Genomic DNA, 17,711 nt, shown 5'->3' with positions numbered 1-17,711 from the left:
AAGAAGCTTAGCCCAACAAGCGGCTAGTCTAACTTCAGGTACCTTAAGGTGCCGCTCTCGCGCGATGTGGACCACCTGATGAGCAGCAGGCCCCGCACGATTGGAACCTCGTCATCATCGTTTCCGGGGAACAGCGTGAGGTCATAGCGGTTGGCTTCTGGGGTTACTGTCACCTCAAAACTGCGGTAAAGCCGGCCAGTAACATCATAGATAGACAGTCGCACCCTTTCGTCCTGGGCAACATTAAAGAAGAGGGAGGTCTGGTTTCCGCCGGGGTTAGGGGCCAGTTGCCGCACAAAGCCCGGGCCGGCCACCTGCACCACATCAGAATACTCGGTTGTATTGTTCGTCCTCACCAGGCGCAGGCGATAATAGTTGAGTTGGGAGAAAGGGTTGGCGTCCACGAACTCATAAGAACGGGGGGTAGTGGAACTGCCGCTGGCGTTCACGGTGCCAATGGTGGTATAGTTCTCCCCATCGGGGCTTCTTTCTATGGCGAAAGCCGTGATGCCGTTTTCCTGCTGGGTAGTCCATTGCAACAGCACCGTGCCCTCTGTGGTGAGTTCTCCCGTCAGGTCAATCAGCTCCACCGGAATGGCGCAGGCGTTGGCGGGCTTGGGAACCATAGGGTCCACATTGCAGGGAATGGAAGTAGTGCTGCGGGCCATGACAAACTTACCACCGTCAATATCGCTTATCTGGTTCAAGGTTCTGGAAGACGGACCCCGGGCCACCGCGTAGTGCATGATGGCTCTGGGCAAAATAAGATGGCTTAGCTGATGCCCGTGCCCTAACTCATGCACCAGCACCGACGGAAAATCGAACTGGGTGTTGCCGGAGGCATCGGGGCCGTACTGCCAGTCACTGCGCGGAGAATACTCCATGTCTATCTCCTCTACCCAGAAATTCACCGTAGTGCCCGAGATACAGCCTTTGTACCGGCTAATGGTTCTGCCCAGCACGTTGGCGGGCAACTCGCCGGAACTGGCGAACCGTACCGAGTTGATGTTGTCATCGGCGGTGCTGGCCACCGGCTCATTGGAGGCGGTAATCCAGTTCACGAAAGTGTTGCAGGACCACTCGTTCATAGACCGCTTGAAGGCATACAGCGCCGGGGTATTGGTCTCAAAGTTGGCCGAGAACCGGAACGTGTACCCACCCAGGTTGTTTTGGTCAATCAGGCGGGGCTGGAAGCTCTGCTCTGGGATGTTGCGTTCATCGTCTTCATAGCTTACGTTGGAGTACGCGAAGATAATGGTGAGGGGAGCGGCCGAGGTGGCTGTATTGGGATCATTGTTCACCACCCTGAAATCGCCGGTGCCGGCGGTGCCCCCGTCTATGCCGTAAGAGGGTACTTTCACTTTTATCTGGGTGTTGGTCCAGCTCACATAATCGGTGGGCAGTGGCTGGATAAAGGTCTTGCCGCCGTCATCGGCGTTGCGGAACTCCACGTAGCCGTTGCCTCTCGTTGCCCCAAAGTTGGTGCCGTTGATGGTGAGCACATCGCCGGTGCCCGCCCGCAGGGTCAAAGGGCTGAAACTGGAGATAAGCGGAATAGCCCGGCGCTGGTTCTGGGTGCTGGCTTTGGGTTTCAGGGCCAGTTCCAGTTCTGGGTTGGCTTTTACGGAGCGCATGGGAGTGCCGGAGAGGCGCGAAAGCGAACCGTACAGTTCCAGCGGAATAGAGCCGTATTGGGCAAACGGGTCTTTGGCCGTGCCTTCTGCTAACTGGTACCTGATAAAACCCTGCATACTCCCGAAAACCGTGTAGCGGCTCTGGGCTTTGCCCGGTTGCAGAAAGAAAACGCCCTGCTGGTTTTTCTTCAGTTGCAGGGTGGCAGAGTACGTGTGCAGGTCCAGGCCTACACGGCCGCCCTCGGTGATGATTTCCACGGTGGTAGACGCCGGGGTGCCTTTGAACACTTTGTAGATTTCTACCTGGTTGGCGGTGTAGATGTTCTTGTGGCCTTCATCCCAAAAAGAGCGTTGGCCTATCACTTTCCCTTCCACCACCACTTGGGCGGACTGGGTGCGCTCTTCCAGAGACAGCGGAATAAGCAGACATGCGTCCTGGGCTTGCGCGGCTGAAGTGCCCAGCAGGCTCAGGGCCAGCAGAATGACAGAAAAAAGGTTCTTAGGTAAGCAAGAGAAAAGACGGGTAAAGCGATGCTTCATATTGTGACTTTGGATAGAGACTGCTGGTTGGAAGATAGTGCAGGGTAACGCCGGTTGTGAAAGATACTGGTCTGGAGACATCAATGCAATATCACTACGGATAAAATAGCCGCCACGGTTGGGTGCGATTGCTTCTGCCGGTAAAAAAATGAGGCACTTACCCAGTATAGATAAATGCCTCAAAGCTAAACAGAAACTACTTCGGGTTGAAAACGGGAAATGTGGGTAAGTTATTGTGGCTCAGGATAAGAGAGCCGGTGATTTTGGCCTCTTTTCAGAAAACCGGGCAGGAAACAAACCGGAAACTGCCTTACCAGGGAAGTGTAGAGGTAAGAAAGGGCTTCACACTTAACATAATGGGTAAATGCTATCAGAGGAAGGAGCAACGGCACGCTGATTTCTGCCGCCGGTAAGGGTGAAAGGGTGGGGCCTGGAAACGCAAAAGGATCCGGCTAAGTCAGTCGGATCCTTCTGGTACGTTACACAACAACTATTTCCCCCTTAAAACGGAAGTAGGTTGTGGTATATTGTGTGGCTGCAAAAGTTTATTTTGCGTTTTAGGGCTTTTTTCTGAAAAGGGGCGAAAAGCTACTCTTTATTTGAGTTTGGCTCCTTTCTGGGCAAACCACGGGTGCAGTTCCATGATCAGGCGACCGGCTTTCACGGCTGGGTCAGCCTCGGTGAGGGCTTTGGCTTCTTCCATGGTCTGGACGTTGAAAATGAAAATACCCCGCAGGTCGCCGTCATCCATGAACGGGCCGGCCAGGGTGAGTTTGCCCTCGGCGGCCAGCTTGTTGATGTGGGCCATGTGCGCGTCCTGTATCCTCATGGAAGTCAAGGAGTCTTGGTTGCGGTTGGGGCCTTTCCTCAGCAAAGCCATGTAGTAAAGCTTCATCTCGCCCTCGGCTGGCTCCTTGATTACGGGTTTCATCTGTTCCTGGGCGGCAGGTTTGGCGGCCTCTTTAGCTCCTTGTCTGGCCGGGGCTTTCGCGGCATGTTTGGCGGGTTCTTTGGCAACGGGTTTGTTTTGGGCCTGGGCAGAGGCAGCTCCCCAGAAGAGTCCGGCCAAAAGAAGAATGTGCTTTAATTGCATGGTTGTGGTAGGGTGTGTGGGTCTGAACGCTCAAAAGTCCTGAAGATAAAGGTTTGTGCAGGTAAATGACAAACCCGCCGCTGCTCTCCGGGCCAGCTTGTCTCTGGTTCTGTGCAGCGCCGCGCCAATATTCTTTATTGGGAATATAAGAATGTTTTCTCAAATATAGTATAGCTGGCTACAAGCCCATGGGTATGGCTTCTCAGGCTCAAACGCTCTCAGCGTTTTCCGGATTATAGCCCGAAAAATAACCCTGAAGAGGCTTCCATTTTGTAGATTTGGGATGGCCCGGTAAGTTTTCTTTAGGGTGCTGGCCATAAACCCGCGCTTTTTTGATTTTTAACTGGTGAAACTAACGCACATAAACATGAACAAGTCCTTTACGTTTATCTGGGTTGCTGCCCTGGCGGCGATGACCGGCTGCAAAACCAGCACGCCCACTGCTTCACCCTCCGCTGAGGCAAGCGCCGCAGCACCTGCGCCAACTGCGGCAGCCAAACCTACTACCCTTATGTACCCCAAAACCGAGAAGATAAACCATACAGACACCTACCACGGTACCCAGGTGCAAGACCCGTACCGCTGGCTTGAAGCCGATACCGCTCAGAACGTGGCTTCCTGGGTAAAAGAGCAAAACGCCGTCACCTTTGACTACCTTTCCAAAATCCCGTTCCGGGAGCAGATTCAGAAACGGCTTACCCAGCTTTGGAACTACTCCAAATACGGCGCGCCTTTCCGCGAGGGCGATTACTATTACTTCTATAAAAACGACGGACTGCAGAACCAGAGTGTGCTTTACCGCCAGAAAGGCCTGAACGGCACCCCTGAATTGTTCCTGGATCCTAACAAACTGTCTGAGGACGGCACCACTTCCCTGGGCAGCCTGGATTTCAGCAAAGATGCGAAGTACGCGGTGTACACCACCTCCACCGGCGGCTCTGACTGGCGCGATGCCTACGTGCTGGACGTGGCCACTGGCAAAAAGCTATCGGATGAGCTGCACTGGATCAAGTTCTCGGGCACCAGCTGGCACAAAGACGGCTTTTTCTACAGCCGCTACGCAGAGCCCACCCAGGGCTCCAAAATGGCCAACAAGAACGAGTACCACAAAGTCTACTACCACAAAGTAGGCACGCCGCAGAGCCAGGATCAGCTCATCTGGGAAGCCAAAGCGCACCCGCTGCGCCTCCTGTTTGCCAGCACCACCGAGGACGAGAAGTACCTCATTCTGACGGCATCGGAAGGAACCAGCAACAACTCTTTGTACGTAAAGGACCTCTCCAAAGCCAACAGCCCCATCGTGCCGCTGGTCCAGACCTTTGACAAGGAGTTTGGCGTGGTGGAGAACATCGGCGACAAGCTTATTGTGCTCACCAATCAGAACGCGCCCAAATACAAGCTCATTGAGATAGACCTCAAGAAACCGCAGCAAGCCAACTGGAAAACCCTGGTGCCCGAGACCGATAATGTACTGAACTACGCCTCGCTGGTAGGTGGCCGTTTGATCCTGAATTACATGAAGGATGCCGCCACGCTGGTGCGCGTGCATGACACCAGTGGCAAATGGCTGCATGATGTGACCCTGCCCACCCTGGGCACCGCCGATGGTTTCACGGGAAAAAAGGAAGACAAAACCGTTTTCTACTCTTTCACCTCCTACACGTATCCTACCACCATTTACCAGTACGATGTGGCTACGAACAAATCCACTTTGTTCCGGAAATCTGAGGTAGACGTGAACATGGAAGGCTACGAGACCAAACAGATCTTCTACACCAGCAAAGACGGCACCAAGGTACCCATGTTCATCACCCACAAGAAAGGCCTGGTGCTGGACGGAAACAATCCTACGTACCTGTACGCCTATGGCGGATTCAACGCGTCCATGACCCCGGGTTTCAGCATTGCGCGCATGGTGTGGCTGGAGAACGGCGGCGTATTTGCCGTGGCCAACATCAGAGGTGGCGGCGAGTACGGCGAGGCCTGGCACAAAGCGGGCATGACCCCCAACAAGCAGAATGTCTTTGATGATTTCATCGGGGCCGCCGAGTACCTGGTGAAGCAGAAGTACACCTCGTCTCAGAAACTGGCCATTGCCGGCGGTTCTAACGGTGGCCTGCTCATTGGCGCCGTGGTAAACCAGCGCCCTGATCTCTTCAAAGTGGCCTTGCCAGCCGTAGGCGTGATGGACATGCTGCGGTTCCATAAGTTCACCATCGGGTGGGCCTGGGTGCCGGAGTACGGTTCCTCAGATGATCCCGCGCAGTTCCAGAACCTCATGAAATTCTCACCCATCCACAACATCAAAGAAGGCGTGAACTACCCCGCCACTCTGGTCACCACCGCCGACCACGATGACCGTGTGGTGCCGGCGCACTCGTTCAAGTACATTGCTACGCTGCAGGAGAAAGGTGCCGGAACCAATCCGTACCTCATCAGGGTAGACGTGAAAGCCGGGCACGGTGCCGGGAAATCCACTACCGCCCAGATTGCGGAGGCTGCCGATGTCTGGTCTTTCGTGTACTATAACATGGGCGTGAACCCGTACGCGGCGCAATAGAAGCCTAACCTGTCATATAGCCAAAAGCCGATATTCCCCTGGAGTATCGGCTTTTGTGCTTCTTTTGGGAAATAAGGCTATAAACACATTTGGAATTTGAGATGAAAAAGAGAGCCGCTTGGGTTGGTGTCCTCTCCGGCAGATGATTATCTTTAAAGGGCAATCCACCCTATCTCCGCAAGCATGGCACGTTACCCCGACCTGAAAACCAGATTGGCCGTAGCGCCCTTCCTGGGGCTGCTGTTCAGGCACGTGGGGGAGCCAGCGCCCCTGATTGAGCTATTGCGCAACCCCGATTACTACGCGGACCTGGCTGTCTGCATGGTATCCATCTGGGCGCTCTGGGAGTACAACCGTTGGATCATTGAACGGCTGGACCAACGCTACTCCTGGCTCACGGCACCTTTTGAGCGCCTGTTGCAGCAAGCCTTTCTGGGCATCGGGGTTACGCTGCTGCTGGTTACGCTCATCTCCTTCGTTTACAACGAGTTCATCATGGCCGCGCAGCGCGCCGATGTGTTCAGTGTCACGGTGGTGTTCGTGACCGATGTGCCGGTGGCTTTCCTGATGTTTACGGGCCTTCACCTGCTGTATGCCCTGCTGCGGGTGCAGCAAGAGTACGAAACCAAACTCCAGGACCTGAAACAGGAATCAGTGTTCATTTTGGAACCAAAACCCGAGGCGCCTACCCGCAACATCATGGCCCAGCAGGGGAAATCCCAGGTGCCCGTGCCCCTCACCGAAGTCGCGTATTTCTACAAAGCCAAAGAACTCACCTTCCTTCGCACCTTTCAGGGGAAAGATTACCTGGTAGACGAGACGCTGGAGCACTTTGAGAATACCCTCCCCACCGAAGTTTTCTTCCGGCTGAACCGACAGGTGCTGGCCCAGATGAGCGCCGTGCAGCGCTTCTCCTCAGACGGCACCGGCCGTCTGCTCATTTCCCTGGACCCCGCCTTCAAAGAGGAAGTCTTCGTGAGCCGAAGAAGGACCCCGGAGTTCAACGCCTGGATGCGGGAGTACGCCCTGTAAACTGTCTTTCTCTGTTTTGAAGCCATCTCTATGAAAACAGCCCCAAAACAGAGAAAGACAATTTAGGCGAAAGCTAACCCACGGACCTGGCTACTGGTTCATCTGCAACTGTTCCCGCTTCTCCATATTCTTCAGGATCTCCTGTTTCTCCAGCAAGGCCGGCCGAAGCTTCTTTTCTGACAGCAACTGGAGTTGGTCACCGCGATGTTTGCTGCCGGGCTGGGTGGCGTTGCCGTAGCTGAGCAGTACCTGGGCTCTTACCTTGTCCCCGAACTCGGTGATGGCCACGTAGGAATCCCCGTGGAAGGCGTATTCTTTGTTGTCATCGGCGCTGTAGTAGTACATGGTCCGGAAGACGCCGTAGTGGCCGGGCGCGCCGTTGCCGGGCACGTTGTAATCGCCCACCCTGAAGCGGTACACTTCGCCCCAGGCTACATCAAGAGCGCCGTAGCGTTTCTCTACTTCGTTGGCGGTGGTCACCAGCAGGGCCACGGCTTTTTGCGGATCCTTGAGGCCGTCTGGCGTGGTGAAGGGTTGGTCGGGGTTCCAAGGCGTGGTGAACATGTCTTCGCGCATTTTGTCAAACCAACGGGCGAACAGGATGGCGCCTTTGCTGTGGGCCTCGGTTTGTCTGTCCCATTTCTGCAACACGGCGGCGGCTCTTTGGGCTACCGGATCAGGGTGTTTTTGCACCGCTTTGAGCAAATCATCCAGAAAACGGTCCCCGGCTTCCATGCCGGTGTTCATCTTGTAGGCCACCAGTTCGTCAAAGGAAATAGAGGTATCGTCTTTGAGCATGTTCACGGCGCGCTGTGGGCGCAATTGCGTTTCCAGCGGGGCCATGTAGGCGGGGAAATCAGCGGGTTTAAGGGCTACGGGGTAGGTGCTGGTCCATGGGGCGTCGTTGGCGTTCTGCACGAAGCCGGTGCCGGGGTTGAAGACTTTGGGCAGGTCTTCGTAGCGGTGGTAGGAGTTCCAGATGTACTTGGAGGAGCGTCCGTCTACGGTGCCGTTCCAGAACGCCCAGTCACCTTCGGGGCGTTTGGGCACGTTGCCGTTGAACAGGTACAGGATATTGCCGGCCTTATCGGCGTAGATGATGTTGAACAGCGGGTTCTGCATCATTTTAATCGCCGCTTCAAACTCCTGCCAGTTTTTGGCCTGCGCCATTTTGTGGTACTGCGTGCCCAGCAGTCCGTTCTCCAGCCCGGCAATGCGCACGGCATAGGCCTTGCCGTTCTTCTCTCCCACCACCGGGCCGTGCTTAGACGACGCGAGGACCAGGTTCTCCGTTTTCACAGAACCATCAGCTTGCCGGATCTTCAGCGGCACGGTCCTTTTCTCGAAGGCCTGTACTTTGCCATCCAGCAGGTAGCCGCCGTTCTGCAGCGTGAGCTCGTAGCGGTCCGAGGCATCGATGGTGTTCACGGTATGCGTCCAGCCCAGGTGATCGTTGAAGGCGATGTTCAAAATAGGCTGGCCCACCAATGACACCCCATAAGCGTTGAACCCCGGAGCCGATAAGTGCGCCTCAAAGAACACGAAGAAATCTTCCCAGGGCAGGTGCGGATTGGTCACCAGCATCGCTTTCTTAGACGCGGACCGGGACGGCGCAATGGCATAGGCGTTGGAGCCCGGAGTAATCTCGCGCACCGCCGCCCTGATGTCATCGCTGCCCAGGAATTCCAGGCAGATCACACGGGAACTATGGGCCAGCACATCGTAGGCGGTAATGGGCAGCACTTGCTTTTTGGCCGCATCAATGGCCTCTGGGTGCATCTGCGCGTAGGCATTCACCCCGCGCACGAAGGCATCCAGATGCTGCTTGCCCTCGGGTGGCTGTTGGGCATACTGTTTCCTGGCGGTTACGGGTAGATTGAAAAGGTGCACCTGTTTATCGGAATCGAGGTATTTGTCGCCCCAGTATTCCGAGGCGCGGCCCCGGGCCTGTCCGTAGAGTTCCAGGAGGAGGTTGGCGTGGTTGTGCATCTGCGCCCACCCGAAGGCGTAGTACATCTCAGCGGTGTTCTGGCTGTAGACGTGCGGCACGCCGTATTTATCCCAGATGATTTCTGAGGGAGTATTTTGGGCCTGCCCATTGCCGATGGCCGCGCCCAGTATGAACGCCAGCAGCGCGAAGGCTTTGAGAGGTAACAGTAACTGCTTCATAAAGCCAGTGGAATGACGTGGTACTTGCTGTGCCTCGGTGACTGGGTGTTTTAAGCTTACATTTTCCATTTTGGGTCTATCATTTTTTGTTTTCAGGGGATGGGTTTTGCTTTGGAAGACGAAGGCGGTTCAGCCGTTTGTCTGAGGCAATATTAACCAGTTTGGGAACTGAAAACCGTCCTGAATCAGCGGATGAGACGTATTCTGGGGTGAGTGGTAGGTGTTTAAAAGGTGAATGGCAGCCTGAGCCGGGCTGATGAATTTGGGAAAGCAGCGCCAAGGTCTTTTGGTTTAGGCCGGGGAGGCGTAATTTGCAGCACCATCGGCCGAGAGGCCTTTTAGAGAAGCATTATGAGCGAAACCATAAAAGTACGGAGAGGCATCGAGGCCGATCTGCCCGGCGTGCACGCCCTCATTGTAGAACTGGCCGTTTACGAGAAATCCCCCGATGAAGTCACCAACACCATTGAAGACATGCGCCGCGACGGTTTCGGGGGGCGGCCCATCTTTGAGTTCTTCGTGGCCGAGTCTGCCCAGGAAGGTATTGTGGGCATCGCGCTCTATTACACCGCCTACTCCACCTGGAAAGGCAAGATGCTGTTCCTGGAAGACATTGTGGTGACTGAACGGCTGCGCCGCCAGGGCCTGGGACGGATGCTGTTCAATGCCGTGGTGCAGACCGCCAAAGAAGAGAACTACAAGCGCATGAAGTGGCAGGTGCTTGACTGGAACGAACCCGCCATCAACTTCTACCGCAGCATAGGCGCCAACCTGGACGGCGAGTGGATCAACTGCAACCTGAGCCACGAGGAACTACAGCAGTTCTAATATATTGCGCCTACCAAATAAAAACGGCCCGAAAAGCAAGATGCGCTTTCGGGCCGTTTTGTGAAAATAAGACCGTAAACTAAGGTCAGGCTTTCTTTTGAATATCAATGAGCTTTCTGAAGGTTTTTTCTTGTCAGTTCTTTGATTGTTTGTCTTTGACCTGCTGATGCTGGTTTCATTAACTCAGATTCAAATTGGCGATCAGTTAATTCAACTAAATTACCCACTAGGTCGCCAGAGAAGCCATACTTCGTAGCACTTAGATCATAGCAAATATCTACTTGTATAGAATCCACTTTTTCGAAAAGGTGTGAGATCGCTTTAAATTTTACAGGGAAAATCCACCTTATGCTTGCTGTATCTTCCCATTTTGCGAAGTTTATAACCATTACTTCAGCACTTTCAAACTCTTCTTTAATTGGTTTAGTCTTTTGGTTTATGCGGGTAGTAGCAATTAAGTTATGGCCATATCCTGTCTTGTAATCTGACTCCAATACAACTGCCCCTCCAAAATTCCCATTAGCGAGTTTGAAGGTGATACAATCTCCTTTTATGAAAACAGGTTGCCTGTTAATTTTCTTCTTTCTAGTCTTTGCTTTAGGCCTTTCGATTTGAAGGTCAGACAAAAATTTATCAAGAACCATCTTCCGCTTCTTGATGTCCCTTGCATCTGCATCTAATTTCTGCCAAATTTCAAGGTCTGAGCCAGACTCAACTATCTGCTTCACTCTTGCTAAAACTCCAGAGTCTAGTTGTTTACATTCCCACTGCGCTTTTGCTAATGCAAACCAAAAGTTATTACTGTCATCCTCGTCATTAATGATTTCTGAATTACCAGAAACGAGAGCCTCTGAGATTCCAGGAACCTCTTGTCCGCTGTGGTAAAGGTCAAAGAAGGCCGAGTAGATATCAGCGTATGTGTCATTAGAAGAAATTGAGATACCCCAAGCTCCCATGCTATGTGTAATTTATGTGTGTTAAGGGTTTCTTCTAAGAATGAACAACTAATAACTAATTATTCTACCACTTCCAGTACGGTTCTGAAGGCGGCATACTGACCTGCATACTTAGCCTGCATTTTGGCCTGCATGTTCTGGTCATGGTCACGGTGGTATTCCATCAGGTCATCCATGTGGCGGGCGAAGTACTGTACGGCGTAGGTGGTGCCACCGGTATCTTCCTCTTCCATCACTTTGGCAATCTGGAACTTTACGAAATAAGTAGTGGCCATCACCTCAGGGATATGCGTTTCCTGCATCCACTGGAGCCACTCGGCGGCCACGGAGTTGTCTATGCTAACGGTCTCGTTGAAAAGAATCATTCCTAAAAATAGTGCTTATCTTGCAATAACAGAAAAAGTGTGCAAAATGTGCCATGAGCCAGAGGCGAATGGCTTCAGTAGTTATGAACAAACAAGTAAACGTATTGCTTATCCTATGCCTGTGGTTTTTTGCTGCCGGCACCTGCTTCAGTCAAACAGATTCTACCATTACTTACCTAAGCGCTGACTTTGATGAGGTTCCGCAGCCCGAGGCTGCCTATTATAGAGTAGTGCGCATTACAGACCCCAAAACTGGCCGTGGGTATCAGAAAGATTTTTTCATCAACGGCGAGAAGTATGAGGAAATCAACTTCAGCAAGGTCGATTCTGTGCGAGATGGGCTCTCTCTGAACTGGCATCGGAATGGACAACTGGAAAAGCGAACCATGTATGTTAAGAATCAGGTGGTAGGAAAATCAGAGGCTTGGTTCGAAAATGGAAAGTTAAGATGGGAGCAACCCCATGTAAATGGGAAGTTGGAAGGAGATATGAACGTATTCCATCCTAACGGACAACGGAAGCGGCACGAGGTGTATGCGCAAGGCAAATTAGTGAAAGGCACCTGCTATGATGAAAACGAGCAAGAGGTTCCGTTCTATCCGTTTGAAGTGATGCCGCAATTCCCTGGCGGCGACAAGGAGATGTTCAAGTATTTAGCCCAAAGTTTCAGGAAGGGCATAAAGGCACACCCCAAGAAAGTGAATGGATTGGTTGTCTTTTCATTTGTGGTAAACCAGAATGGTGACGTGGTCCAATTCAGGGTAGTGAAGACTACGCATGAGTTCCTGGGGGAAATCGGGCGGAAAGTGGTGCAAGCCATGCCCAAGTGGTCGCCCGGAATCCAAGACGGAGAGAAAGTGCCCGTGAAATATACAGCTCCAATAAGATCAGAGGCATTTTAAGTTTAGGGCCTGTTTTGAGAAAAACAGGCCCTAAACTTTATTCAGTGTAGTCCAGGTCTTTGTGGAAACTCTCGGGCAGGGTACTAATGGAGATGAGCGCGATGATGATAGTGATGGCGCCCAGCAAACCGGCGGTAGTCAGCAGGCCTAAATCATCCTGCAGGCTTTTGAAAGACAGGGTGAGCGCCACAACCGCCCCGCGCACGAAATTGGGAACGGTGGTAGTAACGGTAGCCCTGATGTTGGTGCCGAACTGCTCTGCCGCGATGGTCACGAACACCGCCCAGTACCCGCTCCCGAAACCCAAAGCCACGCACAGGGCATAGAAGTACGCTTCGCTGGCGCCCTGGGCCAGCAGGAACAAGGCCACAATGCCGGAAAGCAGCAGCAGGAACAGCACCACCACCCTTTTGCGGCTCCGCAGTTTCTGACTCAGCAGACCACTGGCAAGATCACCCACCGTTAGCCCGAAATAAGAGAATCCGATGCCTTTGGCTGCCGAGATGGGAGCCGTAATGCCCAGAGCCTGGCTGATCTCGGGGGAGAAGGTGATAAGCACGCCAATCACAAACCAGATGGGCACGCCAATAAGGATGCATTTGAGGTATTTGAAGAAGCGGGTACCGCTGGTGAACAGGCTCAGAAAATTGCCCCGGGCCACCTCCTGTTTTTGGGCTTTTTCAAACATTCCGGACTCGTAGATCCCAATCCTCAGGAGCAGCAGCAATAAGCCCAGGCCGCCGCCTACAAAGTAAGCCGTACGCCAATGGAAGTATTCGCCTATGATACCCGCCAAAATAGCCCCCGAAATGCCCACAGAAGCCACAATGGTGGTTCCGTAGCCCCGTTTCTCCTTGGGCAGAACCTCAGAAACCAGCGTGATTCCCGCGCCTAGTTCGCCCGCCAAACCTACCCCGGCAATGAGCCTAAGCCAGGCGTAAAGCCCCAGATCCGTCACGAAACCATTGGCGATGTTCGCGGCAGAATACAAGAAGATAGAGCCAAAAAGCACCGAAATGCGGCCTCGCTTGTCGCCTAGTACACCCCAGAAGATTCCGCCCAGCAGCATGCCCGTCATTTGCATATTTATTAGATGCACTCCCTCCTCTAGCAAGGCTGCCGGGCTGGTGATGCCTATCTCCTTCAGGCTCGCTATCCTTACTATACTAAAGAGGACAAGGTCATAAATGTCTACAAAGTAGCCCAGGGCTGCCACAATAACGGCGGTATTTAGCAGTTTACTCTTTGTGGCCGGAGAGGTGGTAGGTTGCATAAAGGAGAAACAGGTTTTAAGGGTGAAAGCGGAGTAGGACTTTAGTTATAATTCTGTATTCATGCCCATATGGGGGTAATTTCTTTATCGGCAGGAGGTTAGGTTTGAACGGGTAATCTTCCGGTTTCATCGGAATAATAACATAGACCGTATGGTGCTCTAAAAAAAAATTATAATTTTGTTAAAGTTCTGTAACCTTCTTTCTATGGGCACGTACCAACGCGGCATTTTTTGGTTTTTCTTCCTGAGTCTCTTCCTCGGCGTAATGCTTTCTCCTGAGAAGGGAATGTGCGCTACCCCAAATGCCCAAGGCAACTCCCTGCTCTGGAAAGTAAGCGGCAAAGGAATAAAAACCTCCTATCTCTACGGAACCTTCCACTTAGTACCAAAAGATCAGTTTGTTCTGCCTAATAAGGTAAAACAAAAAATGATAAAGTCCGAGACTGTGGTCTTTGAAGTAGACCTGGACAGCCCCAAGTTAACCCGCCTCATCTCAAAGTCCATGCGCATGAGTCAGCCGCTGGAGTCTCTGATGACGGTGCAGGAATACAGCCTTCTTACCAGCTTTGTGAAAGACACGCTGGAGCGCAGCATGCAACAGTTCCGCTACATAAAGCCCGGGTTCCTGGGTCAATTGCTTCTTTACCCAAAATTGCTGGGCTATAGCCCCGAGTCTTATGATCTGGCCCTGCTGGACCTGGCCAAAAAGTGGCACAAGAATGTGTATGTGCTGGAAACCCCCGAAGAGCAGGTGGCCCTTTTTGACCAATCTACCCTTGAGGACCAGACCTCGCAGCTACTCAACAACGTGAAGCAGTTTGACAAACAGCGCAAGCTCATGAAGAACATGCTGTCACTTTACCAACAGGAAGACCTCAACGGATTATATAATCTGATTACCTCCCAGGAAGACGCCGCCAAATCAAACGACATGCTGCTGGATGAGCGTAACCACAAATGGTTAGCCCCCATGGTAGACATGATGCAGAAAAGCCCCTCTTTTGTAGCCGTAGGCGCCGCCCATCTGGCCGGCGAAGAAGGACTCATCCAACTGCTGCGTGCCCAGGGCTACAAAGTAGAGCCAGTACTTGACTAATATATTTTAAAGCAGATCTATCTAAACCCGCAGCAAGACCCGCTTCATCTCCTGAGGCGGGTTTTGCATTTCTGGCCCCTTTGGAAGAAAACAGGCTAAAAAAAACAAAAAAGGCCCCGGCATGTGCCGGGGCCTTTTACACTATTGGGGTTATTACCCTTACTGGATGGTGATCGGGAAGCTTACCTCGGCGTCTGTCTCACCGGTGTTGATGGTGCTGGTAGCGCTTTTAGAGTTAGGCTGATGCTTCAAGACCACTTGCAGATTGCCGGTAGAGGAGGTAGTAGTCGTGATTCTGGTGTGGATGCCTACCGGACGGTTGTTGCTATCTGTGTCATTATAAGCCACAGATAGGTTCAGGCCATTGGAAACCACGTAGAAGAACTGGTGCTCATCGCCTTCTTCCTCCACTTCCTCAGTGATGTCCTCTGCGGGGTTTTTAGACTCATCCATCACTTTCACGGAGACGTCATAGGTTTTGTTCGCGGCCAAAGTAGCGCCGGTAACGGTAGGTGCCTGGCCTCCGTCGCCATCCAGATCACGGTACGTGGCGGTGACAGTAGCGCCGCCGCCCTGTGGAATCATGGTCAGCTGCAAGGTGGTGATCAGTTCTTCCTCGTTCGTAGGAATTGGATCTTCGTCATTGCTGCAGGAAGTCATGAACACAGAAGCAGTGAACAAAAGGGCGAGAGAAGGTTTCAAAAATAATTTCATATGGGTCTTAGGTCTTAAATCAAGTGAAAAATCAGATTTAGAAATTCAGCGGGATACTCACCCGCAGGGTAATGGACCGGCCTATTTCATCGGCGTAGTACCTGAAACGGTTCAGGTAATCGCGGTAGGCGGTGTTTAAGAGGTTGCGGCCAATGAGGCCTACCTCAATCTGCTGTTTGCCTAACTGCAGGGTGGTCCCGGCCTCGGCGTTCAGCAGGAAATAGCCAGCAGGTGGCATGGCGTAATCCCGGGCCAGGTAATTGTCTGGGATATGACGCTGCCGGGGCACGGCCAGGCCGCTGATTTGAAGAAAGTTTTGCGCAAATACTCCCTGGGTTCCCAATCTTTCTACGGAATAGCGCAGGCTGTTCTCATAGCGGTCTGTTGGAATCCAAATCAGGTACTCATCGGCGGTACGGTTGTAGGCCCGCACCAGCGAGGCTTTGGTGGCGAACAGAAGATGGTCCGTCAACTGATAAGACGCACTCACATCCATGCCGGTAAAGGTAGCATCGGCTTGTTTTTGCCGGGCCGTCAGGAAAGCGCCTCGGATGGTGAGCGTAGGCACCGTATCCGGCTCCTGATAGATGTAGTTGTCTATGAAGTTGTGGTACACACTGATCTCACCGTTCAGGCGCTTGTTCTGCACGTAAGCCAACGTAGCCATGAAGTTGTAGGCCCGCTCCACCCCCAGATTCGCGTTGCCGTACTCGTAGGTACCCGTACCGTGGTGAATGCCGTTGCTGTACAGCTCACTGGTAGTAGGCGAACGCCAGGCCGTGGAGGCATTCAGGTTCAAATCAAGGTGCGGTCCGAAGTGGTAGATGGCGCCCAACGTACCAGACAGGTTCTGGAACCGGTGCGTAGGCGTGAGCAGTTCATTGTCCAACTCAGACTGACCGGTTTTCTGCGGTGTGTCTTTGCGGAACAATTTGGCTTGCAGATAGCGGTAATCGTACCGGAGTCCTGCTTCCACGTGCCATTTACCTTTCTCCCAGTTCTCAATCCAGAACAGTCCACCGGTGTGGCTTTGGAAGAACGGCACGAAGAACCTACCCTCGTAGCGGTTGAACTGGTACTGGTACGTGGCCCCGATGCTGCCTTTCAAATTCCAAACCAAGGGATGTTCCCAGACGACCTCGCTGCTGTGGGTGGTGATCTCAAACCGTAAACCAGGGGTGCTTTGGTCGCCGTGGGCATCATACTCCTCGCGCTGGTTGTATTGCCGGGCGTAGGTGAAGAGCAGGCGGCTGGCCGGACCTGTGCGGTAGAAACCGTGCAGGCGCATCAGATCATGGGTCACGTTCTGATACGGTACCCCGATGTCATAGGTGAAAGCAGCCTCCGGCTCCGGACGTTCCCGTTGCAGGGCGTTGCGGATGTCGGTAAGGTTGCCCACGTGCGAGGCCGAGAATACGCCCAGCCTGGTGTCAAATCGGCTGAAAAAGGCATCTACCCCGAATTTTTGGCGGGTCCAACCGGCGGCGGCAGAGAAGTTCTGCTCCTGATAGCCGGTGTTGGCCAGGTAATAGTCGGGGGTTCTGCTGTTTCCAGCCTTCTTGAGCGTGCCTTGCAGACGCCAGCTCAGCGACGGGATACCCGCCGGATTGCTTTCCACCATGCCCGACACCACGCCCTGGCGGTTATGGCTCACGCCTACCAGGTTCAGCTCGGCACTGGTTCCAGTAGAGTCTCGCAACGGTTTAGGCTCCACCAGAATCACGCCGCCAATGGCATCGGCGCCGTAGCGTACGCCGGCGGCACCTTTCACCACCGTCAGTTCAGAGGCTACAAACGGGTCAATCTCAGGCGCATGCTCAGAACCCCATTGCTGGGCCTCGTGGCGCACGCCGTTGTTCATGACCAGCACGCGGCTGCTGTGCAGGCCGTGAATCACTGGCTTGGCGATGCTGGGTCCGGTCTGGATGCTGGTCACGCCGGTCATCCTTTCCAGCGACTGGGCCAGCGACTGGCCGTGGGTCTGCCGCAGTTCCTGTCCGTTTAGATGACCCGTGGCCTGGGGAATTTGCTCACGCTGTTTGGCGATTCGGACCTCCACCGAGTGCAGTTGAAGCGCGTCTGGATGCAGCCGGAAGTTGATGACCTCCGGGGAGCGAACCGACTTCTCCAGCCGTTCTGGGTTGTAGCCAATGTAAGACACCACCAACCGGTACGTACCGGGGCAAAGGTCATGGAAATGGTAATGGCCGTTGGCATCGGTGATGCTGGTGTAGGGGGTTCCTTCCAAAACCACGGTGGCACCAATCAAAGGGCTGCGGTCTTCATGGTCGGTGACTTTGCCGGAAAGCGTGATGCCGCAGTCTGCATCGGCAGGAGCATCTGTTCCGGTAAGTATAGGACCATTCTGTGCCAGGACACGGGCAGAAGCCAGGCCAATACACAGTAGTAGCAGCACCAAATATTTTAAGTATTTGCGCAACTCAGTAAGAAAAAAGAAATGGGAAAAGGAGGAGCGTCCTCCAAACCGCCTTCAAGGGTTGAGTTTAGGGCCTGTTTTTACAAAAACAGCCTGTAAACGGAGCCGCAAG

The 17,711-nt window shown here is 53.3% G+C and carries 13 protein-coding genes; 5 read left to right on the top strand and 8 right to left on the bottom strand.

Features of this window, described 5'->3' with window-relative positions:
* Positions 1-23: 23 nt before the first annotated feature.
* Both J3P34_RS16420 and J3P34_RS16415 read right to left on the bottom strand, forming a co-directional pair.
* The gene (locus J3P34_RS16420) at positions 24-2,174 is read right to left on the bottom strand and encodes an IPT/TIG domain-containing protein (RefSeq protein ID WP_210489731.1); all 2,151 of its coding nucleotides are present in this window, start codon (positions 2,172-2,174) and stop codon (positions 24-26) included.
* A gap of 595 nt (positions 2,175-2,769) precedes the next feature.
* Positions 2,770-3,267: a YciI family protein gene (locus J3P34_RS16415; protein WP_246853755.1), complete on the bottom strand. Its 498-nt coding sequence runs from the start codon at positions 3,265-3,267 to the stop codon at positions 2,770-2,772.
* Positions 3,268-3,634: 367 nt separating this feature from the next.
* On the opposite strand from J3P34_RS16415, the gene J3P34_RS16410 reads away from it, so the two are divergent.
* Complete coding sequence (locus J3P34_RS16410) at positions 3,635-5,827, top strand: prolyl oligopeptidase family serine peptidase (RefSeq protein ID WP_210489729.1); 2,193 nt, start codon at positions 3,635-3,637, stop codon at positions 5,825-5,827.
* A gap of 183 nt (positions 5,828-6,010) precedes the next feature.
* A complete protein-coding gene (locus tag J3P34_RS16405) occupies positions 6,011-6,859 on the top strand; it encodes a LytR/AlgR family response regulator transcription factor (RefSeq protein WP_210489728.1) in 849 nt (282 codons plus the stop codon).
* 90 nt (positions 6,860-6,949) lie between these two features.
* Here J3P34_RS16405 and J3P34_RS16400 read toward each other — a convergent pair whose 3' ends face one another.
* Positions 6,950-9,028: an acylase gene (locus tag J3P34_RS16400; RefSeq protein WP_210489727.1), complete on the bottom strand. Its 2,079-nt coding sequence runs from the start codon at positions 9,026-9,028 to the stop codon at positions 6,950-6,952.
* A gap of 351 nt (positions 9,029-9,379) precedes the next feature.
* Here J3P34_RS16400 and J3P34_RS16395 point away from each other — a divergent pair, with 351 nt between their 5' ends.
* Positions 9,380-9,856 (top strand): GNAT family N-acetyltransferase, encoded by a 477-nt coding sequence (locus J3P34_RS16395; RefSeq protein ID WP_210489726.1) that lies wholly within the window; start codon positions 9,380-9,382, stop codon positions 9,854-9,856.
* 104 nt (positions 9,857-9,960) lie between these two features.
* On the opposite strand, the gene J3P34_RS16390 is transcribed toward J3P34_RS16395, so the two are convergent.
* Together J3P34_RS16390 and J3P34_RS16385 are read right to left on the bottom strand one after the other, a co-directional pair.
* Complete coding sequence (locus J3P34_RS16390) at positions 9,961-10,812, bottom strand: hypothetical protein (RefSeq protein WP_210489725.1); 852 nt, start codon at positions 10,810-10,812, stop codon at positions 9,961-9,963.
* A 59-nt stretch (positions 10,813-10,871) separates the two neighbouring features.
* Positions 10,872-11,177: a DUF4286 family protein gene (locus J3P34_RS16385; RefSeq protein ID WP_210489723.1), complete on the bottom strand. Its 306-nt coding sequence runs from the start codon at positions 11,175-11,177 to the stop codon at positions 10,872-10,874.
* Between the two features lie 68 nt (positions 11,178-11,245).
* On the opposite strand from J3P34_RS16385, the gene J3P34_RS16380 reads away from it, so the two are divergent.
* The gene (locus J3P34_RS16380) at positions 11,246-12,079 is read left to right on the top strand and encodes an energy transducer TonB (RefSeq protein ID WP_210489722.1); all 834 of its coding nucleotides are present in this window, start codon (positions 11,246-11,248) and stop codon (positions 12,077-12,079) included.
* Between the two features lie 37 nt (positions 12,080-12,116).
* On the opposite strand, the gene J3P34_RS16375 is transcribed toward J3P34_RS16380, so the two are convergent.
* On the bottom strand, positions 12,117-13,352 hold the full coding sequence (locus J3P34_RS16375; RefSeq protein WP_210489721.1) for an MFS transporter: 1,236 nt from the start codon (positions 13,350-13,352) through the stop codon (positions 12,117-12,119).
* Between the two features lie 205 nt (positions 13,353-13,557).
* Here J3P34_RS16375 and J3P34_RS16370 point away from each other — a divergent pair, with 205 nt between their 5' ends.
* Positions 13,558-14,448 (top strand): TraB/GumN family protein, encoded by an 891-nt coding sequence (locus tag J3P34_RS16370; RefSeq protein WP_210489720.1) that lies wholly within the window; start codon positions 13,558-13,560, stop codon positions 14,446-14,448.
* A gap of 159 nt (positions 14,449-14,607) precedes the next feature.
* Here the strand turns inward: J3P34_RS16370 and J3P34_RS16365 are convergent, their stop codons facing one another.
* On the bottom strand, positions 14,608-15,162 hold the full coding sequence (locus tag J3P34_RS16365; RefSeq protein ID WP_210489719.1) for a hypothetical protein: 555 nt from the start codon (positions 15,160-15,162) through the stop codon (positions 14,608-14,610).
* A 37-nt stretch (positions 15,163-15,199) separates the two neighbouring features.
* On the bottom strand, positions 15,200-17,578 hold the full coding sequence (locus J3P34_RS16360; protein ID WP_345890383.1) for a TonB-dependent receptor: 2,379 nt from the start codon (positions 17,576-17,578) through the stop codon (positions 15,200-15,202).
* Between the last annotated feature and the right edge of the window lie 133 nt (positions 17,579-17,711).

This window comes from Rufibacter aurantiacus (genome assembly GCF_017916345.1).
GTDB classification, from domain to species: Bacteria; Bacteroidota; Bacteroidia; order Cytophagales; family Hymenobacteraceae; genus Nibribacter; species Nibribacter roseolus.
The sequence above is the reverse complement of the archived record's forward strand: the minus strand, read 5'-3'. Positions and strand labels throughout refer to the sequence as shown.